At 71.6% G+C, this 23,399-nt stretch carries 18 protein-coding genes; 10 read left to right on the top strand and 8 right to left on the bottom strand.

Annotation, left to right across the window (positions count from 1 at the left end; translation table 11 throughout):
• Window position 1: 1 nt before the first annotated feature.
• The 3 genes from AB4Z14_RS12535 (at window position 2) to arfC (ending at window position 1,641) form a co-directional block, all read left to right on the top strand.
• Complete coding sequence (locus AB4Z14_RS12535; protein ID WP_442275469.1) at window positions 2–436, top strand: hypothetical protein; 435 nt, start codon at window positions 2–4, stop codon at window positions 434–436.
• Between the two features lie 114 nt (window positions 437–550).
• Entirely contained in the window at window positions 551–832 is a 282-nt protein-coding gene (locus tag AB4Z14_RS12530; protein ID WP_442275468.1) for a hypothetical protein, read from the top strand.
• Window positions 829–1,641: a channel accessory protein ArfC gene (arfC, locus tag AB4Z14_RS12525; protein ID WP_442275467.1), complete on the top strand. Its 813-nt coding sequence runs from the start codon at window positions 829–831 to the stop codon at window positions 1,639–1,641. Before AB4Z14_RS12530 ends, arfC begins: the two co-directional genes overlap by 4 nt.
• 110 nt (window positions 1,642–1,751) lie before the next feature.
• On the opposite strand, the gene AB4Z14_RS12520 is transcribed toward arfC, so the two are convergent.
• Window positions 1,752–2,180 (bottom strand): PKD domain-containing protein, encoded by a 429-nt coding sequence (locus AB4Z14_RS12520; RefSeq protein WP_442275466.1) that lies wholly within the window; start codon window positions 2,178–2,180, stop codon window positions 1,752–1,754.
• Window positions 2,181–2,665: 485 nt separating this feature from the next.
• On the bottom strand, window positions 2,666–3,292 hold the full coding sequence (locus tag AB4Z14_RS12515) for a DUF6318 family protein (RefSeq protein WP_442275465.1): 627 nt from the start codon (window positions 3,290–3,292) through the stop codon (window positions 2,666–2,668).
• Between the two features lie 350 nt (window positions 3,293–3,642).
• Between AB4Z14_RS12515 and AB4Z14_RS12510 the strand changes: the two genes are divergently transcribed.
• The 3 genes from AB4Z14_RS12510 (at window position 3,643) to AB4Z14_RS12500 (ending at window position 8,473) form a co-directional block, all read left to right on the top strand.
• Window positions 3,643–6,459, top strand: a complete 2,817-nt coding sequence (locus AB4Z14_RS12510; RefSeq protein WP_442275464.1) for an McrB family protein — start codon at window positions 3,643–3,645, stop codon at window positions 6,457–6,459.
• Window positions 6,460–6,478: 19 nt separating this feature from the next.
• Window positions 6,479–7,711: an McrC family protein gene (locus AB4Z14_RS12505; protein WP_442275463.1), complete on the top strand. Its 1,233-nt coding sequence runs from the start codon at window positions 6,479–6,481 to the stop codon at window positions 7,709–7,711.
• A 174-nt stretch (window positions 7,712–7,885) separates the two neighbouring features.
• Complete coding sequence (locus AB4Z14_RS12500; protein ID WP_082619794.1) at window positions 7,886–8,473, top strand: DoxX family protein; 588 nt, start codon at window positions 7,886–7,888, stop codon at window positions 8,471–8,473.
• Window positions 8,474–8,677: 204 nt separating this feature from the next.
• Here the strand turns inward: AB4Z14_RS12500 and AB4Z14_RS12495 are convergent, their stop codons facing one another.
• Complete coding sequence (locus AB4Z14_RS12495; RefSeq protein ID WP_442275462.1) at window positions 8,678–12,643, bottom strand: S8 family serine peptidase; 3,966 nt, start codon at window positions 12,641–12,643, stop codon at window positions 8,678–8,680.
• Window positions 12,644–12,886: 243 nt separating this feature from the next.
• Between AB4Z14_RS12495 and AB4Z14_RS12490 the strand changes: the two genes are divergently transcribed.
• Window positions 12,887–16,237 carry a TM0106 family RecB-like putative nuclease gene (locus AB4Z14_RS12490; RefSeq protein WP_442275461.1) on the top strand — a complete coding sequence of 1,117 codons (3,351 nt, stop codon included), beginning with the start codon at window positions 12,887–12,889 and terminating at the stop codon, window positions 16,235–16,237.
• Between the two features lie 73 nt (window positions 16,238–16,310).
• Here the strand turns inward: AB4Z14_RS12490 and AB4Z14_RS12485 are convergent, their stop codons facing one another.
• Both AB4Z14_RS12485 and AB4Z14_RS12480 read right to left on the bottom strand, forming a co-directional pair.
• Entirely contained in the window at window positions 16,311–16,766 is a 456-nt protein-coding gene (locus tag AB4Z14_RS12485; protein WP_442275460.1) for a hypothetical protein, read from the bottom strand.
• Window positions 16,767–16,798: 32 nt separating this feature from the next.
• Window positions 16,799–18,244: an ADP-ribosylglycohydrolase family protein gene (locus AB4Z14_RS12480; protein ID WP_442275459.1), complete on the bottom strand. Its 1,446-nt coding sequence runs from the start codon at window positions 18,242–18,244 to the stop codon at window positions 16,799–16,801.
• Window positions 18,245–18,398: 154 nt separating this feature from the next.
• On the opposite strand from AB4Z14_RS12480, the gene AB4Z14_RS12475 reads away from it, so the two are divergent.
• The 3 genes from AB4Z14_RS12475 to AB4Z14_RS12465 are packed head-to-tail and all read left to right on the top strand — an operon-like array spanning window position 18,399 to window position 20,502.
• Window positions 18,399–18,761 carry a hypothetical protein gene (locus AB4Z14_RS12475; RefSeq protein ID WP_020144632.1) on the top strand — a complete coding sequence of 121 codons (363 nt, stop codon included), beginning with the start codon at window positions 18,399–18,401 and terminating at the stop codon, window positions 18,759–18,761.
• Window positions 18,754–19,236 carry a hypothetical protein gene (locus AB4Z14_RS12470; protein ID WP_442275458.1) on the top strand — a complete coding sequence of 161 codons (483 nt, stop codon included), beginning with the start codon at window positions 18,754–18,756 and terminating at the stop codon, window positions 19,234–19,236. The genes AB4Z14_RS12475 and AB4Z14_RS12470 overlap by 8 nt, the downstream gene beginning before the upstream one ends.
• Window positions 19,237–19,260: 24 nt before the next feature.
• Window positions 19,261–20,502, top strand: a complete 1,242-nt coding sequence (locus tag AB4Z14_RS12465; RefSeq protein ID WP_442275457.1) for a lipid II:glycine glycyltransferase FemX — start codon at window positions 19,261–19,263, stop codon at window positions 20,500–20,502.
• 35 nt (window positions 20,503–20,537) lie between these two features.
• On the opposite strand, the gene AB4Z14_RS12460 is transcribed toward AB4Z14_RS12465, so the two are convergent.
• From AB4Z14_RS12460 to AB4Z14_RS12450, 3 genes are all read right to left on the bottom strand, one after another.
• The gene (locus AB4Z14_RS12460; RefSeq protein WP_442275456.1) at window positions 20,538–21,515 is read right to left on the bottom strand and encodes a hypothetical protein; all 978 of its coding nucleotides are present in this window, start codon (window positions 21,513–21,515) and stop codon (window positions 20,538–20,540) included.
• Between the two features lie 64 nt (window positions 21,516–21,579).
• A complete protein-coding gene (locus tag AB4Z14_RS12455) occupies window positions 21,580–22,392 on the bottom strand; it encodes a hypothetical protein (RefSeq protein ID WP_442275455.1) in 813 nt (270 codons plus the stop codon).
• Between the two features lie 207 nt (window positions 22,393–22,599).
• On the bottom strand, window positions 22,600–23,298 hold the full coding sequence (locus tag AB4Z14_RS12450) for a DUF4232 domain-containing protein (protein WP_442275454.1): 699 nt from the start codon (window positions 23,296–23,298) through the stop codon (window positions 22,600–22,602).
• Window positions 23,299–23,399: the final 101 nt, after the last annotated feature.

The raw sequence follows: 23,399 nt of genomic DNA, 5'->3' as shown, positions 1-23,399 counted from the left end.
CATGCGCTTCGACGAGCTTCCGCGAGACTGGGCCCAGCGACCGATCACCGACCCCGACGTCTTCGAGGGGGTGGTCGACCTCATCGTCACCGAGCAGACGAGGTGCGACGGAGCGACCTACCTGCTGTTCATGCACGACAACGGGCGGCTGCTCCAGCCGATCTGCCTGCCCGACGAGCCGCGGCGCGTCGATGTCGGCCAGGTCCTCGAGGGCGTCGGGCTGCTCCTGTCCGAGATGGCGCGGCATGACGTGCACGACGTCGTCATGGTCATCGCACGGCCCGGCCGGGCGGCGCCCACCCCTCGTGATCGTGACCTGCGGGCGGCGTTCGAAGACGCCTGCCGCACGACTGGGTTCACCCTGCACGCTGTTGCGATCGCGGCCCCGGACGCCGTTGCGGTGCTGACGACGGAGGGTGGCTGCGCCGCGGCCTGAGACGGACCGTCGGGGGACCGTGGAGTGGCGACGCACGCCGTGGCGTTTCCTGCGTCCTCGGGGGCGGGCGGGGTAGCGTCGTCGCGACCGCGCGACGCAACCCCTGGAGGACCGATGTCCCAGCAGGCCCACAGCAGTGGGAAGACCGTGACCCGTTCGTACCGGACCGGGGTCGGCGGCGCGTGGTGGACGGCCCTCGTCGTCGTGACCGTGCTGCTCGGCTTCCTCGGTCGCAGCGACGGCGGCTTCTGGAGCGGCTTCTTGTGGAGCATCGTCGGGTTCGTCGTGGGCTCGCTCGTCGCCATCGCGGTGTCCGGGCGGCTCGTGCCGGCTCGGTCCGCGGACGAGGCGTTCGCCGATCTTGGCGGCTCGGGCGGTTGGGAGGGCACGCGATGAAGTGGCTGCTCCTGGTGCTGGCGTTCGTCCTCGGTGCCGCGATCACGTGGTTCCTCACCGTCAAGCACGCGAGCCGCACGGTGCAGGAGGGTGTAGGCGCCGCCGCCGACCCGGCGGCGCCCGAGCTCACTCCGGTGGTCTCCCCGGGCGAGCCCGTGGCAGGAGCCGTGGGCATCGCCGGAGGGGCCGACCTCGCCGCCGCGGCCGGCGCCGGAGTCCTGGCCACCGAGCCCGCCGAGACGTCGCAGAGGTCGCACGACGAGGTCGATGGTGACGCGGGTGGATTCGGAGGGCCTCACACGCCGCTCTCGGAGTCTCCGGGCGCGGCGGAGTCGTGGGATCGCGACGCCGAGGACGAGGACGCGCTGCTGTCGAGGTCCTCGGCCGAGTCCGCCGACGTCGCGCCCGTCGCAGACGCGACCCCGAACGATGACGTGGCCTCTGACATCGCACCCGTGGCCGACGCGACCGATGGCGCGGCCTCTGACATCGCACTGGTCGTCGACGCGACCCCGAACGGTGACCTGGCCGGCGTGGGTGAGGCCGAGGCTGTGGCGGCCCTCGACGAGGCAGTCGAGGAGGACGATGCGGGTTCGTGGGCGGACGAGGTGCCTGATGTCGAGCCGAGCCAGGAGGACGACCTCGACGCGGACGTGTCGGTGCCGCCGGCGATCAACATCGTCCCCGTCGCCGACGCCACCCCGAGCGGCGACGTGGCCGGGGTCGCTGGACCGGGAGCGCGGCCGACACAGGGTGAGCTCACCTTCGACGAGCCGAATGACTCCGTCCCCCCGGAGGAGAAGCCCTGACCCGGATCACTCTCGTCACAGGCCCTCGTCACACGGCCCTGTGTGCATTGAACGGTGCCCCGGCAACGCTCGCTGCACACACCATCAGGTCATGAGGGCTCGGCGTGACGTCAGTGGTTGACGAGCACGCCCTTCGCCTCACGCACCGTCACCGTGGTGGAGGGTCCGGGCACGGTCACCGTCGAGGGGATCTCGTCCCACGTCGACCCGTCGAGGCTGAAGTCGGCCCCGAAGGCGGTGTCGACGCGAACGGGGTACTCGCCCTTGGCGCGGTAGACGTGTGTGACGTCGCCGTCCGGGTAGACGCCTCCGGTCGAGGTGGTGGGGCCCGTGCTCGAGCCGTCGCCGAACACGTAGGTGAACCCGACCAGCTTCGGACGGATCTGGACCGGGATGCCCCGCAGGACCGACCGGTCGACCTCCCCGGGCTGGAATCCCTGCGACGTCCAGTTGACCTTGTAGAAGGTGCGGAGGTTGACGAGTGTCGTGTTGCCGGCCGGCTGGCTGGAGATCTGCGGCTTCGACCAAGGCGTTCTCATGAACGCCGCCTTGAGGTCAGCCATCGTCAACGTCGGCCGCGCCCCGGGTGCAACGTCGGACGCACAGGTGAGGCCACGCGCGCGCCAGGGCTCGGTCAACTCGCCGGCCGTCATGGTGCGGCGCCAGATCCGAAGGAGGGGACCGAGCTCGCCTTCAGGGCAGTCGCGCAGCGCGTGAGCGCACGAAACTTGCTCGGTTAGAGAGTCCGGCTTTGCCTGCGGGCAGTCATTGAGAGAGACGTACTCGTAGATAGGGGCGTTATTGGGCCTGTCAACAATGGAGCCACCCTTGTCTCCGGGGAACTTCTCAAGGGCCAGGACCTGATCTCGAGACATCAGCCCAACCGTGACTGCGCCAGGGTCGGTCCCACACTCGTTGAAGATGTCGATCGTGCACGGCTGGCCGTCTGCTACAGCAGGAAGGGCCGCGAACAGGGAGCCGACCAAGAAGGTCATCGTGCATAAGGGGACGCATCGAGCGGTCCTCATTTTGCGACCTGGAGTCGCTGAACCATCCAATGCTTGTCAAACGTGAGTGTTGCGAGGAAGATCCCTTGACCTTCTTTGGTCTGCTCTACCTTCTTGCCGTTCCGATCGATCACAGGCACAGAGTGTTGAGTCACGAAGACTTGGACGATGGCGCTGTTCGGCGTGTAGCTGTTGGATGGCGACCCGTCCACACTGATCGAGACGCCCTGGTGGCGGTGGCCTTTGGCCTTGAGATCTTTGGCTCCAGCAACAAATGCCGAACAGGTCTTGCAATCGGGTCCTGCCAGAGCTACCAGCGCCGTCGGATCTGCGCTCGTAAACGCCCGGTTGACCTGCTCCATGTAGAAGCGCGCGAATGCCTCGGCGCCATCCTGTGTATGGGGTCGGGCGGCGGCGGGGATCTTGGCGATGACGGGGTCGACCGTTGCGGTGGGGCTCGGGATGGCCGAGGTTGTGGTGGTCGTGGGAGCAGAGGAGCTCGTGACGGCCGAGGTCGACGGGGGAGTCGTCACCGCAGGACCGGGGTCGCTGCCCGTGCACGCACCCAGCGCCGCGAGCGCGACGGGGGCGACGGCATACGCAAGGAGTGTGCGGTGTCGGTGCGGGCGTGCGGCGGCGGTCATCGGCGTCCCCTGTCGATCGTCGATCATCGTGCGGTTGCATCGTCTGAGGTGCGTTGTGCACCCTTTGTTCCACGACGGCAACCTACGACGATCGTGCCGCACCCGCACGCCGAGCCCCGTCCGTCATCCACAGGCACCCCGGGTGCACCGGGCCGGGATGCTCGGGTGACAATGGTGGCGATTCGCTGCCGTCAGGGGCCGTTCGACGCTGCGATTACTGGGGTCTCACCGGCGACACACCCACGAGTTCGGAGCATGGGCGACCGGCAGGTAACCTTTTCGCGGTCCTGTGCGCACCTCCACGCGCGCAGTAGCTATGCGCCCTAGAAGTGGGCGTGCAAGGGAGCCCCATGTCTCGCACTGACACCGTCGACGTCAAGCGTTGGCGCGCCAAGTACGCCCTCATCGAGCGGGCCGCCGAGGCGGACAAGGACGCCCAGGCCCTCTTCGCCGAGCTCGACTCCGAGCGGGCCGCCCGCAACGGCGAGCTGCGCGAGATCCTCGCCGACCTCGTGGCCTCCAGCGACCTCGTCGCCTTCAAGGAGGCGATGAACCAGTGGACCCGCAAGGACGGTCCCTACGTCGGCTTCGGCCCCATCGGCGGCCCGTGGCTCGCCTCGCTCATGCGCCGCTCCGAGGAGGAGTACGCCGAGGTCGTCGGCCTGCTCAAGCTCACCCTCCAGACCCCGGCCTCCCCGCAGGACGCCGGCGACAAGCTCCAGGCCATGGAGGCCTTCCTCGCCCGCGGTGGCTCGCGCGGCCAGCGCGCCCCCGGACCCGGCCACACGGCATACGTGCTCTCGCTCTTCTGGTCCACCGACGACGGCGGCGAGTGGCCGCTCATGTGGGAGAACGCCCCGCACATGCTCCAGCGGCTCGGCTGGCTCGAGCGCGGCCTGAGCCACGCGGAGCGCTACGTCGCCTTCGCCGACCTCTGCGCGGCCCTGCGCCCCGAGGACCCGAAGTATGCCGCTCGCATCCTCTGGTACCTCAAGGAGACCGAGGCGTTCGTCGGGATCGCGCCCAAGGTGCTCGACGTCTGCGTCGAGGCGGCCGAGATCGCGGCGGACTTCCGCCCGTCGACCGGCTACGGCGACAGCCGGCGAGAGGACCGCGCGGCCGATCTCGCACGCCAGCTGCGCGGCGAGGCCGACCACATCAGCGACAGCCTCATCGACCGCCTCTCCACCGAGACGGGCCTCTACCTCGAGGCCCCGACGCTCGCCCTTCAGCAGCACACGGGGGAGGACGCCGCCTACCGCTCCGACCTGTATGCCGCGTGGATCCTCGTCGGCGGCGCCGGCGCCCCCGGCTTCCGCCTGTGGGTCACCCCGTCGGGCGTGGCCTTCGGACTGCACGGCGGCTGGGAGGGCGAGAGCGACCAGCAGCACCGCGAGGTCGGCACCATCGTCCAGGAGCACCTCCCGCGCGGCCTCAGCTTCCTGCGCGTCCACGAGGACGGTCGCACCGACCGGCTCGAGCCCGTCGGGCGCGAGTACCCCGGCGGCGAGGCCTTCGTCGGCCGCTGGTGGAAGGGCGACGAGGCCGTCGGACGCGCCGACTTCGCCGACGACGTCATCGCGACCGCCCGGGCCCTGACGCCGCTGCTGCGCTTCATGACCTCCAGCCAGCGCGGGCCCCTCGACGACCCCAGCCTCGAGCTCGCCGCCATGGTCGACCTCGACAGCGAGGTCGAGATCTTCAAGGCCGAGCGGCCCTACCCGAGCGAGCGCGACGCCTGGCACCAGGAGCAGCGCCGCGTCTTCGCCGCCTGCCTGTCGCGGGAGGGGCTCGAGGCCTTCGACCTGCCGACCTTCAAGCGGATCGTGTCGACGCGCGGCTACGGCGACATCGGCGCGCAGTCCGTCCTCATCAGCAGCATCAACGCCCTCGACGCCGCCGGCATCGACGAGCTGCGCGTCATGGTGCGCGACCTGCTGTGGGGCGAGGGGCGCGACGAGGAGCGGATCAACCGCGTGCTCGGCTCCGACGACGTCCCGGTCCAGGGCTTCGGCGAGAGCGTCGTGCTCAAGCTCTTCGCCATCGCGCACCCCGAGCACTGGCTGCCGCTCTTCGCCCTGGGCGGGGACTCCGGCAAGATCGCGATGCTCGGCCGCCTCGGCGGGCCGGCGCGCTGGACCGAGGGCAAGTCCCGCGGCCGCACGCACGTCGAGACCAACGCCCTGCTCAAGCAGACGCTCGACCCGCTGCTGCCGGACGACCCGTGGGGCCAGGCGCAGCTCGCGTACTGGCTCATGCGCCGTTCCGACAAGGCGCTCATGCCCGACCACGACGCCCTCGGCGAGGCCGCCGCGGAGCTGCTCATCGAGGAGGACTTCCTCCGCGAGATCCAGGGCCTGCTCGAGGAGAAGAAGCAGGTCATCTTCTACGGCCCTCCCGGCACCGGCAAGACCTACCTCGCCCAGCGGTTCGCGCAGGCCCTGCAGCCCGACCCGGCCAAGCGCGACATCGTCCAGTTCCACCCGAGCAGCAGCTACGAGGACTTCTTCGAGGGCTTCCGGCCGCAGATCGACCACCAGGGCCAGATGGTCTACGAGCTGCGCAAGGGCCCGCTCGCCCTCCTCGCGGAGGCGGCCGAGGCGGATCCGCTGACACCGCACATCATGATCATCGACGAGATCAACCGCGCGAACCTCCCGCGCGTCTTCGGTGAGCTCCTCTTCCTGCTCGAGTACCGCTCGCACTCGGTCAAGACGAGCTACCGGCCCGACGAGGGCTTCGAGCTGCCGCCCAACCTCTACTTCATCGGCACGATGAACACTGCCGACCGCTCCATCGCGCTCGTCGACGCGGCCCTGCGCCGGCGCTTCGACTTCGTGCCGTTCATGCCGCACGACGGGCCGATGGAAGGCCTGCTGCGCCGTTGGCTCGAGGTCCACGACGGGCCCGTGTGGGTGGCCGAGCTCGTCGACCGCGTCAACGAGGACCTGCGTCGGGCGCTGCGCGGCCCGCACCTGCAGATCGGCCACAGCTACTTCATGCGCCCCGGTCTCGACGGCGACGAGGCCACCCTGCGCCGCATCTGGGACTACAACGTCTACCCGTTCATCGAGGACCAGCTCTACGGCCGCGAGCACGAGCTGGCCCAGTTCCGCTGGGAGAACGTCCGAGCCCGCTACGGCCAGTTCGACCTGACGAGGCCGTGACTGTGGAGTCGATCCTCCGATGACCATCGAGCTGGCCCCGATCCCCGAGCACGGACGCTCGGGTCCGGTCCGGCTGTCCCGGGAGACCCGAGCGGCTCTCGTCGCGGCAGCGGGGGAGCGGCTCGTCATCCACGCGACCGCCGACCCCGACGTCGTCACGATCGGTGCGACGAGCTGGGTCGGCGCACTCGCCGTGCCCGGCCTCGTCGTGCGCGTCACGCCGAAGGTGTCGGTCACGAACTTCTTCGCGATGCTCGGCGCCGGCGTCTCGCCCGACGCGTTCGACCACGAGCACGTGACGTGGAGCGACACCGACGAGCTCATCGACGGCGTCGCGTACTTCGCGATCCGGCTCATCGACTCGTCGACGATGCGCGGTCTCGTGCACGGCTACGTCCCGCGCGAGGAGCGGATGCGGACCATCCGGGGGCGGCTGCTCGTCGAGGAGTTCGCGCGCCGGCCGTGGAGCGCCGCCGAGCCGCAGTGCCGCTTCGACGACTTCACGGCCGACATCGTCGAGAACCAGCTCTTCCGCTGCACGCTGCAGGCGATGCTGTCGTGGCCCCAGCTCGCGCCGCACGTCCGCCGAGAGGCCCTGCGCGTCCTCGGCCGCTTCGACGGCGTCGCCGACACCCCGGCGACGAGGCACGCGGCACCGCAGCCCATCACGCGGCTCAACGAGCACTACGAGGACGCGATGCGGCTCAGTCGCCTTGTCCTGCAAGCGATGTCGCTGAGCCACGAAGCCGGTGACCAGCAGGCCAACAGCCTCATGGTCGACATGGACGACCTCTTCCAGCGGTGGATCGCCCAGGAGCTGGACCTGCGCCTCGCCCCGCAGATGCGCATCGAGCGCGACGAGGACGTCTGGCTCGACGAGGGCCGTGCCGTCACGATGGCCCCCGACCTCGTCGTGCGCCGCGGCAGCGAGGTCGTCCTCGTCGGCGACGCCAAGTACTCGATGGGCGCCGACGGCTACATGGCCTCGCGCGACTACCTCGAGCTCGTCGCCTACACGACGGCCATGGGCCTGCCGACGGGCCTGCTCATCCACTGCAACAGCGACCGTGCGCCGGAGTCGGAGATCGTCATCCGCAACGCGGGCACCCGGATCCTCTGCCGTCCGATCCGTCTCGACGGGTCGTATGCCGCCGTGTGCCGTTCGCTCGATGCGCTCGCTGAGCTGGTGCGCGAGCTCGCTGACGCCCCAGGGGAGCTCGAGGTCCCCACCCTCATCCGCTCGCGCCGCTGACGCGGCGGAGCGTCGCCTGTCGGAGCGGATCGCCGCGCTCTCCGGAGCCGGGGCGCCCCGGTGTCCGGCAGATCACACCCCGATGTGGGAGCGTTGTGGACCAGTCACTACTACGCTATGTAGTACCGACAGAGAAGCTGCCGGAACACACACCGAGTTCTGGAGTTGAGTTCCATGGGCACCATCCCGCGCGACACGCACACCGAAGGTAGTGCGCCGGTCACCACGCACGACCCCACCAAGGGCGTCGTCACCTTCCAGGAGGAGGTGGTCCGCTCGGCCGTTGCCCGCAAGTTCCTCGCTGGTCTGCGCATCGTGCTCGGCTTCACCTTCCTCTGGCCCTTCATGGACAAGCTGTTCGGGCTCGGCTACATGACCCCGTCGGCCAAGGCCTGGATCCACGGCGGCACGCCCGCCCAGGGCTTCATGAAGCACGCCGAGGGCCCGTTCGCCTCCTTCTTCAAGAACATCGCCGGCCCGTGGGCCGACTGGCTGTTCATGGCCGGCCTCCTCGGCATCGGCATCGCTCTCCTCGCCGGCGCCGGCCTCAAGATCGCCGCCTGGACCGCTGCACTCCTCCTGGCGCTGATGTACCTCGCCGAGTTCCCCCTCGGCACCACCGGCGTCTACACGAACCCGCTCATCGACAGCCACTGGATCGAGGCACTGGGCGTCGCGGTTCTCGCCACGACGCTCGCCGGGGACACCTGGGGCCTTGGCAAGTGGTGGGGCCGCCACGTCGGTAACGGCCTCCTGCGGTGAGTCGGATCGGTGGCCGCGTCCCTGACCCGGCCACCAGCACGGGCCCTCGGGCCCGAGCAGCAAGGCGGTCCTCCTCGGAGGGCCGCCTTCCTGCTGCGTGCGGCACACCCGGGCGGACCGACCCACGGTCGCGGGGACAGACGTATGCCGCCCGGCCGAGGCGGCCGGACGGCATACGTCGTCGGGATGGTGCGCGGTGACCGCTCAGCTCACGCGCAGGGTGACCGCCGTGGACGTCGAGGGGACGTAGGCGCCAGAGCCGTTGTACGTCGCCTTGACGGAGTGCGTCCCGCGCGAGAGGACGGGCGCCCACAGCGTGGCCTTGCCCTTGCTCACCGTCGAGGTGCCGAGCACGCGCGAGCCGTCACGGAAGGTGACGGTGCCCGTGGCCGAGCTCGGCGACAGGGTCGCAGTGAGCACCGGCCGCCCGCCGTAGCGGTAGGCGCTGCTGCTCGACGAGAGGCTCGTGCGGCTCGACAGCCCCTTGACGGTGACGACGGCGGACGCCGACGTGCTGCCGGCGAGCTTCGCGTCACCGTTGTAACGCGCGGTGAACGCGTGGGCGCCGCGGCCGAGGCTGCTGCTGAGGGGCAGGACCGCCTTGCCGCCGCTGAGCGACACCGTGCGCACGACCTTGCCGCTCAGGATGAACGTGACGGTGCCCGTCGCGGTGGACGGGGACACGGTCGCCGTGAGCGTCGAGTGCCCGCCATACGTGTAGCTGGACGGGCTGGCCGTCAGCTTCGTGGTCGACGTCGTGCGCACCGTGACGACCTTGGCCCGGGAGCCGTCGGTGTTGAGGTGGTGCAGCAGGAGCAGACCCTGCGGCTTGTCGACAGCGGCGGAGGCCTCGTCACGTCGGACCTCGAGCTTCTCGCCGGGGAGGTCGCTGTTGAGGAGGGTGCCGAAGTCCCCGTAGGCCGACAGACCGGGGGACGCGAGGCTGATCGTCATCGGCTTGGCGGCCGAGCCGACGGCGTCGACGGCGGAGCCCTGGGCGAGCGAGCTGACCCAGTAGCGGACCTTCGGCGCGGCACCCGTCACGAGGCCGGCCTTCTGGAGGACCTCGACGGAGACGGGCATGACGAGCGAGTCGCTGTTGAAGACGTTCGTGTCGAACGACCCGTCGACCCCGTTGACGAGCTCCTGGTCGAGCACGTCACCGAAGCCGGCACCCGGCCGCAGGTCGACGAGCTCGGCCACGAAGTAGTCGTAGTCGTCGGTCGTCGACAGCCGCGTGTTGTAGACCGCGGCGTCGGCCGTGCCGTCGGCGTTCGTGTCGAGGAAGACGTCGAACTCCGTGGACGTGGCCGGCGTGCGCCACGGGCCGTGGGTGTTGATGCCGAAGGTCAGCATCGACTTGGCGAGACCGAACACGGGTGCGTCGGTGGCCGCACCGACGTAGCGCAGGTCGGCCCCGCGGTCGTCGGCGGTTGCGTTGCAGTCGACGACGCGGGTCGACGAGCAGTCCGCACGGCGCGGGCTCGTGCCCTGCAGCTGGAACGTCGAGACCGTCGAGACGTACGACGTGCTGTCGGTGCCCTGGTCGATACCGGTGCCCGTGAGCGGCAGCATCGAGGTGGCGATGCCGGCCGGGAGGCCGGACTGCTTGGTCACCGTCGTGCTCGAGGGCGACGACATCGTCGACGCCGCCCGCGGAGCGGACCAGACCGGCACACGCAGCGTGCCACCGGACGTGCCCTGGACCGGCTCGAGCAGCATGCGGCCGCTCGCGTCGGCGCGGTAGCTGCGCTGGATGCCGATCTCGAGCGGGTCGGCCACGGTCGTCGGGTCGGCGACGGCCCGCAGCGCCGAACGCGTGAAGGTCGCCGTGACCAAGACGTCGACCGAGCCGTTGCCCGGGACGCGGACCTGCGACGGGCTGAAGGAGTACGTCACGCCCGGCGTCGGGTGGGCGGCGTCGTAGGACAGGGCGTAGGCCGCCGACGTGACCGGGCGCTTGTTGACGATGCGCACGGTCTTCGTCAGGGTCTGCGTCGGGGCGGTCACCGCGACGGGACCGAACGAGACGCTCACGGCGCCCTTGTCGTCGGTGACGTACGCGAGCGTGCTCGTGCCGACGGCCGCGTCGGCGACGACGCGACCGGCGCCCACGCGCTCGGGACCGTAGACGTCGCCCGTGTGGTCGGGACCGACGAAGACGTCCTGGGTCGCGGTGTTCATGATCGAGGCCTTGACCTCCTCGACCGTCCACGTCGGGTGCGAGCCGCGCACGAGCGCGGCCTCACCGGCCACGTGCGGCGACGCCATCGAGGTGCCGCTCTCGGCGATGCCCTCATTGCCCGTGCCGACGGCCGCGGAGAAGGTCGTGACACCGGGAGCCGCGACGTCGGGCTTGACGCCACCGGCCACCCCGACGCCACGCGACGAGAAGCCGGCGAGCTGGTCGATCGCCTTGGGGTTGCGGATGGAGACGCCGTTGCGGAGGTCGTTCGTCATCGTGACGCGGACCTCGTTGGACGCGTCGAGCTGCGCCTTGATGGCCACGGTCGCCTGGTTGACGGTGAGCATCGCGGGGATGTCGGCGTCGCCGGTGACACCGGCCGAGAAGGCGTTGACGTCGCTGCCGTAGATGACGCCGACGGCGCCCGCGTCCTGCGCGAGCTGGGCGCGCGCGGCCGAGCCGCAGCGACGACCGGTGCCGTCGAGCCACATCTGCAGGACGACCTTGCCGGTCACCTTGGCCTGGTCTGCCAAGGAGTAGGGCGAGCAGCCGTCGGTGTTGTTGCCGGCGTTGGGGTCCTGCGACCAGTCACCGACGGTGACGACCGGGACGTTCGTGACGCCGGGCTCGGCGGCCCAGTCGTAGGCGACCGACTTGAGAGCGGCGAAGACGTTGTCCTGGACGCCGTCGACGGTGTCGGCCGGCTCGATGCCGGCGGGGGAGTCGACCTTGAGGCCGTCGACGACGTCGTTGCCGTCGTCGGACGCGGCGACCGCGAGCACGCGCGGCGCGTTGCCCGGGGAGCCGCCGACCTCGTAGACGTCGCCGGAGTTGCCCATGGAGGCGACGACGACGGTGCCGAGCGCGGCGAGGTTGTTCGCGGCGACGGCGTCGGGGTCCTCGGGCGAGCCGTAGGAGCTGCCGAGCGACATGTTGACGACGTCGAGACGGTCGGACAGGTCGCCGTCGCCGTTGGGGTCAGCCGCCCAGTCGAGCGCCTCCCCGACGACGTTCGTCGAGCCGTCGCAGCCGAAGACCTTGAGGGCGTAGAGGCTCGCCTCGGGGGCGACGCCGGGGCCGATGTCGAGGCTGGCCGGGTCGATGTCCGAGCTGTAGCCACCGGACCACGTCGTGCCGTCGGACGCGACGCCGAAACCGGCGGTCGTGCCCGCGACGTGCGAGCCGTGGCCGTTGCAGTCGAGCGGGTTGGGGTCGGGCTGCGGGTTCGGGTCGTAGGTGTCCGAGGTCGGGTCGGCGTTGTAGGCGTCGCCCGCGAAGTCGTAGCCGCCGACGACCTTGGCGGTCGGCGTGAAGGTGTTGGAGGCGCCCGCCGCGGTGAACGCGTCGACCGTGCCCGGGCCGCCGAAGTCGGCGTGGGTGTAGTCGATGCCGGTGTCGATGATGCCGACGCGGACGCCCTTGCCCGTCTGCGACAGCGCCTTCCACACCTTCGGCGCGCCGATGAGCGGCACGGAGGAGGAGTTGGTCGGTGCCTTGGGCGTCAATCGGTGGATCGCCTTGACGCCGGGGATGCCCGCGAGGGCGGTGAGCTTCGCGGCGTCCGTGCGGACCGCGATGCCGGCGTATGCGGCGTGCACCTTGTAGAGCGTCCGTGCCTTCGTCGCCGTGGCGGCGAAACGGGACTCGACGCCCTTCTGGGCTGCCTTGACCGCCGAGGTCTGGGTGCGCGCCGCGCTCTTGGCGGCGGCGAGCCCGCGCCCGCGGGCCTGACCGAACGCCGTCGTCGCGGGTGCGGCGTCGAGCTCGATCATGACGTCGACGGGGCCGGTGGCCTTGCGCAGGCCGGCGTCCACCTTGTCGCCAGCGGCCACGCGCTGGGTGCCGAGGCCGAGGGAGCCGGCGCTCGTGAGGCCGTCGGGAACCGAGGCGTTGCTGCGGTGCTTGACGGACGGGTCAGGGCTCGCCGACACCGGCGTGGCCCCGAGGGTGGTGGCGGCCAGGGCCGCGATGGCTCCTGCGCTCACCGAGCTCATCACGCCACGGCGCGAGCGCCATGGTCCCCGAGTGTTGTCGGACAACAGATCCTCCTTGCGTGGCTCCATTCGCCCGCGATGCACCTGCGCACCGCGGGCGCAGGGACGCTCGCCCCCGAACTTGCCTGCCACGCCGGATGCAACCTATCCCCGTTCGAGCCGCTGGTGCGCGTTCCGGGCAAACTGATTCGCGGGTTGTCGAGGGTGTCGGTGCCGGACGGCATACTCGGCGCCATGCAGCGCATCGACGGTCACCTCGTCCTGAGTCCCACGGACCTGACGAAGCACGTGGCCTGTGCGCACATCACGACGCTCGACCTCGAGGCCCTCGACGCCGGTCTTGGGACGAGTGCCGGGACGAGCAGCAGGGCGAGCGGCGCCGACGACTCGCTCAACCTCGTCTTCGCCAAGGGGCTCGAGCACGAGCGCGCCTACCTCGAGCGTCTCGTCGCCGAGGGGCGCGTCGTCGAGGACATCGCGGCCCTGGGGGTGCGGGGTGTCGAGGCCGAGGCGGCGACGCTCGACGCCATGCGCAGGGGTGTCGACGTCATCTACCAGGCGACGTTCTTCGACGGGAACTGGGTGGGGCTGGCCGACTTCCTCCTGCGCGTCGACGAGCCGAGCGACCTCGGCCCGTGGCGCTACGACATCGCCGACACCAAGCTGGCGCGGCGGCTCAAGGTCCCAGCGCTGCTCCAGATGGCGACGTATGCCGCCCGGCTCGAGCTGCTCCAGGGCGTCCCGCCGCAGTGGCTGACCGTCGTCACCGGCGACACCGAGTCGCACCCGTGGCGGCTCGTCGACGTGGCCCCCTACGCCCGCCGTCGCCGCGCCGAGCTGCTCGACGCCATCGCCAACCCGCGCGAGACGGAGTCCGCGCGCGTCCAGCACTGCGGTCAGTGCCGGTGGAAGGAGCGGTGTGCGCAGGAGTGGCTCGACCGCGACGACCTCATCCAGGTCGCGGGCATGCGCGCCGACCACCGCGCCGCGCTCATCGACCTCGGCATCCCGACGCTTCGTTCGTTGGCCGAGTCCAGCGAGGAGCGGCTGGCCCCGGCCCTGTCCATCGCGAGCCGGCGTCGGTTGCTCCAGCAGGCCAGGCTCCAGCTCGCCGAGCGCGAGACAGGCCAGGCGCAGTACGAGCTGCTCGACCCCGAGCCGGCCCGGGGGCTGCAGATGCTGCCCGAGCCCGACGAGGGCGACGTCTACCTCGACTTCGAGGGCGACCCGTGGGCCGAGGGCGGTGCGGGGCGCGAGTACCTCGCGGGCATCTGGACGCGGCAGGGGGAGTTCGTCGAGTTCTGGGCGCACGACTTCGTCGAGGAGGGACGCCTGGCGACCGACCTCGTCGACTGGCTGACGGAGCGGTGGCAGCGCTTCCCCGATCTCCACGTCTACCACTACGCGCCCTACGAGACGACGGCTCTCAAGAGGCTCGTCGGCCAGCACGCGACGCGCGAGGCCGAGCTCGACCAGCTGTTGCGCCACGAGGTCTTCGTCGACCTCTATGCCGTCGTGCGCCAGGGCGTGCGCATCAGCAAGGGCTCCTACTCCATCAAGAAGCTCGAGGAGTTCTACTGGGGCCACACGCGATCCGCCGACGGCGCGGGTGTCGCCGACGGTCTCTCGTCCGTCGTCGAGTACGAACGCTGGCTCGCCGGTCGCGACGACGGGTCGGCCGACCAGGCGATCCTCGACGACATCCGGCGCTACAACGAGGAGGACGTCCGCTCGACGCTGGCGCTGCACGAGTGGCTCGAGGAGCGACGCGCCGAGCTTGCCCGCGCGGGGCACACGCTGAGCCGGCCGGTGCCCGAGGAGCTGCGCGAGATCAGCGACGAGGAGCGTGCCGAGATCGCGCTCTCCGAGCGCCTGGTCGCCGGCGGCCACCTGCTGCTCGCGGGCCTCGTCGGGTGGCACCGGCGCGAGAAGCGCCCGGAGTGGTGGGACTTCTTCCGCTACAAGGAGCTCGAGACGGCCGAGCTCGTCGAGGACGGCACCGCCATCGGCGACCTCGGTGAGCCCGAGGAGATGCGGATCGTCAAGCTCTCCAAGGTCTGGCGCTACCCCTTCCCGCCTCAGGACTGCAAGGTGTCGGTCGGCAAGTACGTCCCCGACGTCGACACCCACGCACCGGTCGGCAAGGTCGTCGACCTCGACCCGGTCGAGGGCTGGGTCGAGCTGTCGATGAAGAAGTCGCTGGAGCCGCCACGTCCGCGCGGCCTCGGGGGACCCGGACCGGTCATGGACCAGGCGCTCCGGGCGAGCATCGCCCGCACCGGCGAGCTCGCGCTGGCCGGGGGGTCCAACCTCGCGACGCGGCTCGTCGAGCGGGTCGTGCCGGCCGCCGACCTGCTCGCGGCCCGTGCCGGAGAGTCGCCCAAGGACGTCGTCGTCCGCGTCGGTCGCGGCTTGCGCGGCGAGATCCTGGCCGTCCAGGGGCCCCCCGGCACCGGCAAGACGTATGCCGGGTCGGCGCTGATCCGCGAGCTGCTCGACGCCGGCCTGCGCGTCGGCGTCACCGCGCAGTCCCATGCGGTCGTGCTCAACCTCCTCGACGAGGTTGCCCGTCCTGCCTGGCACAAGGACGGCACCAACGTCGAGGAAGGCGACGAGCCGGACGACCCGAACACCCTCATCCGCCACACGTCCGACAATGCCGCCATCGCGGCTGCGCTCGCGAGCGGAGAGGGGACCCTCGTCGGGGGCACCGCCTGGCTGTGGTCGCGCGACGACATGGTCGATGCCGTCGACGTGCTCGTCATCGACGAGGCCGGCCAGTTCTCGCTCGCCAACGCCGTGGCCGTGGCCCCGGCCGCGTGCTCGCTCGTCCTGCTCGGAGACCCGCAACAGCTGACCCAGCCGACCAAGGCGGTCCACCCCTACGGCTCCGGTGTCTCTGCGCTCGACCACCTCCGCGCCGGTGACGACGGGCTCGTCCACGACGTCATTCCTGCCGAGCGCGGTGTCTTCCTCGACCGCACGCACCGGATGCACCCGAGTCTGACGGCGTTCGTGTCGCAGCTCGCCTACGAGGGCCGGCTCGAGTCGGCGCCGGGGCGCGAGCAGCTCCGCGTCGAGGCGCCCGGCGCCCTGTCGGGCGACGGGCTGCGCTGGGTCCCCGTCGAGCACGACACGCTGTGCGAACAGTCGAGCCGCCAGGAGGCCCGGGTCGTCCGTGCCCTCGTCGACGAGCTGCTCCGCGGCCGCTGGACCACGGCAGACGGCGACTCGCGTCCGATCGGTCTTGCCGACGTCCTCGTCGTCGCGCCCTACAACGCGCACGTCGCCACCCTTGCGGCCGAGCTGCCCGAGGGCGCCCGGGTCGGCACGGTCGACAAGTTCCAGGGCCAGCAGGGCGCCCTCGTCATCTACTCCATGGCGAGCACCACGGCGGCCCTCGCGCCCCGCGGCGTCTCGTTCCTCTACGACCTGCACCGGCTCAACGTCGCGATCTCCCGCGCCAAGGCGATGGCGGTCATCGTGGGCAGCCCCCTGCTCACCGACGCCGAGGTCCACACACCGGAGGAGCTGCGCGCCGTCAACGCGCTGTGCCGCTACGTCGACGAGGCCAAGACCGTCTGAGCCGGGACCCGGCGGCGCCGCGCCGCTCGGTGTGGGGCTGCGTCGATCGCAGCGGCCCGCGTCGGTCGGCGCGTCAGGCGCGGCGGGGGAGCGAGGCGAGGTCCTTCTCGACGACCTCGCGGTCCTCCCGGTCGTCCATCGTGGCGAGCACCTCGCGGGCCTCGGCCTCGAAGCGCTCGGCGGCATCGAAGTCCCCGCCGACCGCCGCCGCCCTCGCGGACGCCTCGAGGGCGGCCGCGAGGTCCCAACGCTCGCCGGCCCCACGGCGCGCGATGGTGACGTACCGGCCCGCGTGGTACGCAGCGGCATCAGGCTGCCCGAGCACGGCATGCACGCGGGAGACGAGCCAGTGACCCCGACCTCTGTTCTCCGGCCGCACCCCCTCGAACCTGCCCCAGTGGTACATCGAGGCATTGGCGCGGGCCAGCATCTCGTCGTCGTCCTCCGGCGACCGGTCCGTCTGCTCGAGCAGCTCCCACGTCGCGTTGTAGAGGTCCACCGCGAGGCGGCGGTGGTCGATCTCGCTCATGGCGGCACTGTAGACCGCAGCCCGGTTCGGGCTCAGGCGCCGTGGGCGGCGACGTCCCAGAGCCGTCCCTCCCCGCGGATGCCCGGCAGGGCCTCCCGGATCGACCGCTCGGCGAGCTCGGGAGCGACACCGAGGTCGACGGCATACCGCAGCGCTACCGCCGGGGTGCGCTGGACGCCCTGACGGCAGTGCACGAGCACCCGCTTGCCCTCGGCGCGGAACTGTCGCAGTGCCGACGAGGCGTCGTCGAGGACGAAGTCGAGGTGGGGGTTGCTCTCCTCCTGCTCCTCGTCGTTGATCCAGAACTCGATGTGGTCGCGGGCCGTCATGCCGGCGGCGGGGATGTCGTCCAGGCCGAGCGCGCAGAGGGAGACGATCGCCTGCACGTCGAGCTCGGGCACGCGTCCGAGGTCAGTGATGGTGCCCAGCACGATGTCGGGGTCGATGGGGTGCGGGATGCCCAGCGTCGGGATCCGCGCATCGCCCATCGAGGCGACCGACGGCCACTCGCCGACACGACGTCCGCCTTCCGAGGTCGACACGGCGAGCTCGACGAGGTCGTGGGCGCGCAGCCCCGGCCACCCGTGCACCATGCGCCGCCACTGGGTCGGCACCGCCGACGCGCCGTAGCGGGCGCCGAGCAGCGAGCCCGCGATGGCGGCGACGGTGTCGGTGTCGTGGCCGGCCCGGACGGCGGCCTGCAGCCCCCGCTGGAGGTGCATCGCCGAGCCGTCGCCGCGGTCGGTCGTCGTGATCGCGGCCCAGGCGTCCTGCAGCGCCGTCACCGTGAAGCCGTTGTTGCCGAACTGCCCCGGCTCCGCGCCGGTCGCCGCCTCGATCCAGTCGCCCCAGCGCCCGACGTGCGCCGCGCTCACGAGGTCGAGACCGGCCGCGAGGTCGAGTCGCCCCTCGGTGACGGCGACCCGGATCGCCTCCGACCACAGCACCGCCGAGTCACCGGCGAGCGGGTCGGCGTGGGTGAGCAGGGCGATGGCGCGGGCGGCGCGGGCCGTCGCGTCGCGGTCGTCGAGGGCCGACAGGCCGACGATGGGGGTCCGCATCAGCGCGCCGTTGCCGGCGGTCAGCCCGGTGCGGGCGTGCAGCGCCTCGCTCGCCCGGGTCAGGCGTTCGTGCGAGCGTCCGGTCAGCTCCTTCGCCTCGGTCAGCACCGAGCGCGTCTGGATGCCGACGTCCGTCCCGCCGCCGTCGAGCCAGGCCGTGAACGCATCGGCCACGCCGTCGAGGCCCTCGGGCGAGGTGAGCTCGATGCCCTGCGCGGCGATGCGCGCCACGCAGAGCGTCATCTGGGTGTCATCGCTCCATTCGCCGGGCTCGTACGGCCCGAGGCCACCACCCTTCATGACCGCCTCGCCGACCGGGGGGGCCGCCATCTCGTACGGCACGCCGAGGGCGTCGCCGCAGGCCTCGCCGAGCAGCACCCCCGCCGCGCGGTCGACGGCGATGGGGCGGATCGACACGACGGCTCCTCCTGGACGGTGTGGACGCTCGGGCGCCCGGGGACGTGGGTGGTGCTTCGGGACGAAACTACCGTCCGCGCCGGCCCGGCCGACGGTCCGGTCCAACCGTCGATGCCGCGTCGGGGAGCACGGACCGACGCCGTAGGCTTCTCGCGTGCTCCAACCCCTGACCGTCGTGCTGCTCGTCGCGAGCGGCCTGCTCGGCCTGCTGGCCGCCCACCACCTGCTCCGGGGCCGTCTCGTCGACGACCCGCTCATCATCGTCGGCGCCGCCATCGAGCTCGCGCTCGTCGTGCAGCTCGTCGTGGGGCTCACGAAGGCGTCCGCGATCGGCGACGGCGCCGAGCGGGCCACCTTCATCGCCTACCTCTTCACCGTCCTGCTCGTCATCCCGGCCACGATCGTCATCGCCGTCAAGGAGAAGACGCAGTGGGCCATGGCCGTCGTCCTCGGTGGCGCTCTCGTCGTGGCGATCCTCGTCGCCCGCCTGCAACAGGTCTGGAGCCTCAATGTCTGAGCCGGCGCCCACCCCCGAGGCCTCGTCGGAGCAGCCGGTCACGGAGCGGCCGCACACCGGGCACGGCTTCGGCCGCGTGCTCGTCGCCGTCTACGGCCTGCTCGCTCTCGCAGCGACCGGGCGCTCGATCCTGCAGATCACCGAGTACTTCGACCGGGCACCCGTCCCGTTCCTGCTGTCGGCGCTCGCGGCGCTCATCTACCTCGTCGCGACCATCGGTCTGGCCCGCGGCGACCGTGCGTCAGTGCGCCTCGCGACCATCGCCCTCACGGTCGAGCTCGTGGGCGTGCTCGTGGTCGGGACCTGGAGCGTCGCGCGGCCCGAGGCCTTCCCCGAGAAGACCGTCTGGTCACACTTCGGCGCAGGCTACGGCTACGTCCCTCTCGTGCTGCCGCTCGTCGGCCTCTGGTGGATCCGTCGCACGGCCCGGGCGACCGCCGCCTCCGATGCCGAGGTGGCGCGGTCGGCGGACTGACGCGCCGCCGATAGGGTTGCGGCCATGACCGAGCAGACCCCTGCCCCTGCGCCGACGACGCAGGCGACCCTTGTCGCCGGCCCGCTGACGGTGCGCGAGATCAGCGCCGACGAGGCCGTCGAGACGCTCCTCGAGGTCGGGGGCAGCTTCCTCCAGACGCCTGCCTGGGGACGGGCGAAGGCAGGCTGGCGGCGCACGCACCTGGGCTGGTTCGACGCCTCGGGGGCCCGCGTCGGGGCTGGCCTCGTCCTCTCGCGCACCATCCCGCGCCTCTCCCGGTCCTACGCCTACCTGCCCGAGGGTCCGGGGTTGCCGTGGGACGTCGTGGCGACCGACCCGGCGGCGTGGCTCGACCCGCTCGTCGCCTGGGCCAAGGCCAACAAGGCGTTCGCACTCCGGCTCGGCTACCCCGTCGTCTCCCGCGTCTGGGACCGCGAGCCGGTCAAGAAGCAGGTCGTCGACAACGGCCTGCTCAGCTTCACCAGCCTGCCCGCGGCGGTCGACAACCCGACGGCCCGCACCCTCGAGGCCTGGCTCGACCGCAACCACTGGCTCCCGCTCGGCGCCGACGGTGTCGCGGTGGGTCAGCCCCGCCTGCTCTGCATCGTCGACCTGCGTGGCCGCCCCGACGCCGAGCTGCTCAAGGGCATGAACCAGCAGTGGCGCCGCAACGTCAAGAAGGCCGAGAAGGCCGGCGTCCAGGTGCGCGCGGTCGGGCCCGAGGGGCTCGACACCTTCCACGCCCTCTACGTCGAGTCGGCCGACCGGGACAACTTCCTGCCCCGGCCCAAGGCGTACTTCGACGTCATGGCGCGCTCGTTCGCGTCGGACGGCACGGACGGTGACGGTCCCGTGTCGGCGCGCTTCTACGAGGCCCACGTCGACGGCGACGTGCTCGCCTCGGCATTGATGATCCGCTTCGGTCGCACGTTCTCCTACCTCTACGGCGGGTCGACCGAGCGCAACCGCGACGCACGAGCCTCCAACGCCCTGCAGTGGCAGGCGATGCGTGACGCCGCCGCGGCCGGGTGCGAGTCCTACGACTTCAGGGGGTTCAACACCTCCCTCGGTGCCACGAGCCCCCTCACCGGCCTGCTCCTCTTCAAGCTCGGCGCCGGCGCCGACGTCGTCGAGATGGTGGGAGAGCGCGAGCTCGTCATCAGCAGGTTCTGGCACCTCGCCTTCGAGAAGGCCATGGCTGCCCGGATCGCGATCAACAAGCGCCGCAAGGCGGCCCGCGCCTCGGCCGACGCCGCCGACATCTGACCGATCGACGCGGTGGGTGGCGCGCCCACCTCGGGTCAGCGTCGCTGGATGTCGAAGTACGGGCTGATGTAGCAGGTGGCATAGCCCTGCCCCTGCTGCGCCGTGACGACGATCCCGTCCACGAGCGCCCGGCACGACACGGCGCCGCGGACGCCTGACCCCGTCGGGTCGCTCGTGCGCACCCGGAGGCTGAAGTAGTCGTTGCTCGTCGCGCCCGGTCTGACCGGCACCTCGAGGGCGAGGGGCGCGGTCTGCGCGGGGTAGTCGTAGCGCTGGTGCGTCGCGTCCGAGAGGGACACCTCGATGCGGGCGCCCGTCTCGGCATACGCCTCGAAGCGGATCGTCCTCGCGTCCGCGGGAACGGGCGTCACGGGAACGGCCGGCACGGGGATGAGGGTGGGGGGAGAGGTCATGACGCCTCGGGTCGGGGTGGTCGCCTTCGCGGTCGCGCCGGGGGCCGACCGGCTCGGGCTGGCGCCGGGAACCAGGGGCGTGATCGTCGGAACCGGGAACGTCCGGGTCACGACGGGACGGTTGCGGGTGACGCTGACGGCGGGTCGGGCGACCGGGTCGAAATCGTCGACGGAGCTCATGGCCGCCCAGAAGCCGAGCGGGACGAGCAGCCCGACGAGGATCGCCACGACGTGCCAGGCCTGGAGACGCCCGCCGAGCGAGCGTCCCGCGGCGCCGGGAAGGGTGACGGTGCGCAGCCGCTCGGTCATCGGCGGGGAGGCGGGTGCGGGAGGAGGCGGTGGCATCGGTGCGGGGTCCGCCCCGAACTTCTGCGGCACCCAGCCCGTCGCCGGCGGCCGCTCGAGGCCGAAGGTCGTGTCGTATGCCGTCACGTCCTCAGGCGTCCCGGTCGCCGTGGGCAGATCGGCCGGGTCAGCCGAACCGGCCGGGTCGAGACCGCGGGCACTCGTCGACCCGTCACGCGGGTCGGTCGGGTCGGGGCCGACATCTCCCGTCGTGTCGCGGGTCGGGTCGGGCTCGAACGGCGAATTCTCAGACACGGGGTCCCCTCGTCTCGTGCGTGCGGCTGCCCAATCTAGTGCGGCCGACCATCCCTGACCTCGGTCACAGGGAGGGGCTGCAGACGACTTGGTGGTCCGACGTGTCGACGGCCACGAGTTGTCGGCCGGCGTAGACACGGCACTGGATCGTGCCCGGCCCGGTCAGGACCGTCGCCGTGACCTGCAGCTCGGACGGCCGGCTGTCGAGCGTGATCTTGGCGGCGTACGGGCCGAGCCCCTGGTGCCCGTCCAGGACGACGCCGCCCGAGGTGATGTCGACGCCGGCGACGAGCCCCGCGCTGGGCGAGCTCGGCGTCGACACCACCTCGACGGTCAGCGAGGTGGCGTCCGCCGGCACCGGGGACACGTCCGGGGTCCCGCCGAGCAACGGCGCAAAGGCCGTCGAGGCCGTGACGTCACGGGCACGGACGCCGATCACGGATCCCGGGGCGTCACGGCTCCCGTCGGTCGTGCCGTCGAGCGTCCCGTCCATCGTGCTGTCGCAGTCGGGGATGCCGGGTTCCGCTCCGATGTCGGAGGTCCAGCACTCGTAGCTCTCGGTCGCGTCGTCGTGGTTCGAGAGACCGAGGAGCAGGAGCGGGATGAGGAGGAAGGCGGCCCATCCCGGCAGGCGTCGCCGGGGCGGTTGCCGGACCGGCGGGGTGGTGAGTACCGGCGGCACCGGGGCCTGCCACGAGGACGGGGTCGCTGACCCCGGAGCGGGGGCGGACGACCGAGGCGCCCACGCCTCCGGGGGAAGGGACTGGCCCGACGTGGCGGGGTCGGCGCTCGACACGTCGTCCGGGAAGGAGACGTGCCGGTCCCGCTGGGGGTCCGGGAGGGCCGGGCGGGGGTGGTCGGGCTCGGGGTCGGACAACGATGCCTCGCTTCAGACGGGTGGGACCACGGTAGGTCCTCGGGTGCCGCAGTCGTCGCACCTCTGACCGTCCCCGGCCTCGGCGCGTTCCGTGCGGCTGTCGGGTCCCGAGCCGGGAGGCTGCCGGCGAGGGCTCAGCGGACGCGGCTCCGCGTCCGGTCGGTCACCGCGCAGTCGACGGACGGGGTCACCCCAGCTCGGTGGCGGTCAGTCGGCGCCGGGCCTCCAGCCACCGACCCGGATCTCGGTGCCGTCGACGATGTCGACGGGTGAGCTGGGGTCCAGCGGCACGGCCACCGGTGACGACCCGTCGCTCACGACGATCGTCATCGACGCGGTCTGCTCGACGCCGGCGGCGGCGAGGTCGCCCCGCCATCCGAGGTCGAGGTGGGCGACGTCACCGGGGTCGAGGGGCACCGTCTGTGCACTCGAGGTCTCCGCGTCGTGAAGGCGACCGCGAGGGTTGGCGAACACGGTCCCGGAGGGGCCTCGAGCGGACACCACGGCATACCCGGTGAGCACGCACGGCACCCGGCTGGAGTTGGTGACCCGCACGCGCATCTGCCGATAGCCCAGTGCGGGGTCGACCGGGCTCGCCGAGACGTCGAGCTGGCTCGGCTGGCACGGTCCGTCAGGGAAGAGCGGCGCCGCCGGGTCGACCGGACCCGTCGACGCACCGGCGCTCCGGCTGGGCGGCAGCACGAGCGGAGGCTCGGTGGGCAGGGCCGTCGGCGTCTGCTCGGTCTGGGCCGTGGTGGCCGGCGGGCTGGACGCGTCGAGGGAGGTGTCGGGTGGCGGGCTGGCGCAAGCGGCGACGAGAAGGGAGGTCAAGGCGAGCGCTGCGGCGGACACGACGGATCCGGCCGACGTCCTGCCTGCCTCCCCGTGCACGCCCGTCACCCTCATGGCTCCACGCTAGGCGAGTTCACGGCGCCGTCGACCGGAGCCCGACGAGTCCTCGACGAGGTCTTCACCCCCAGCACACAGCGCGGGAGCGATATCCGTTC

Source organism: Terrabacter sp. 2TAF16 (assembly GCF_052115065.1).
In the GTDB taxonomy this organism is placed as follows: domain Bacteria; phylum Actinomycetota; class Actinomycetes; order Actinomycetales; family Dermatophilaceae; genus Terrabacter.
This window is presented reverse-complemented; position numbering and strand designations above follow the sequence as displayed.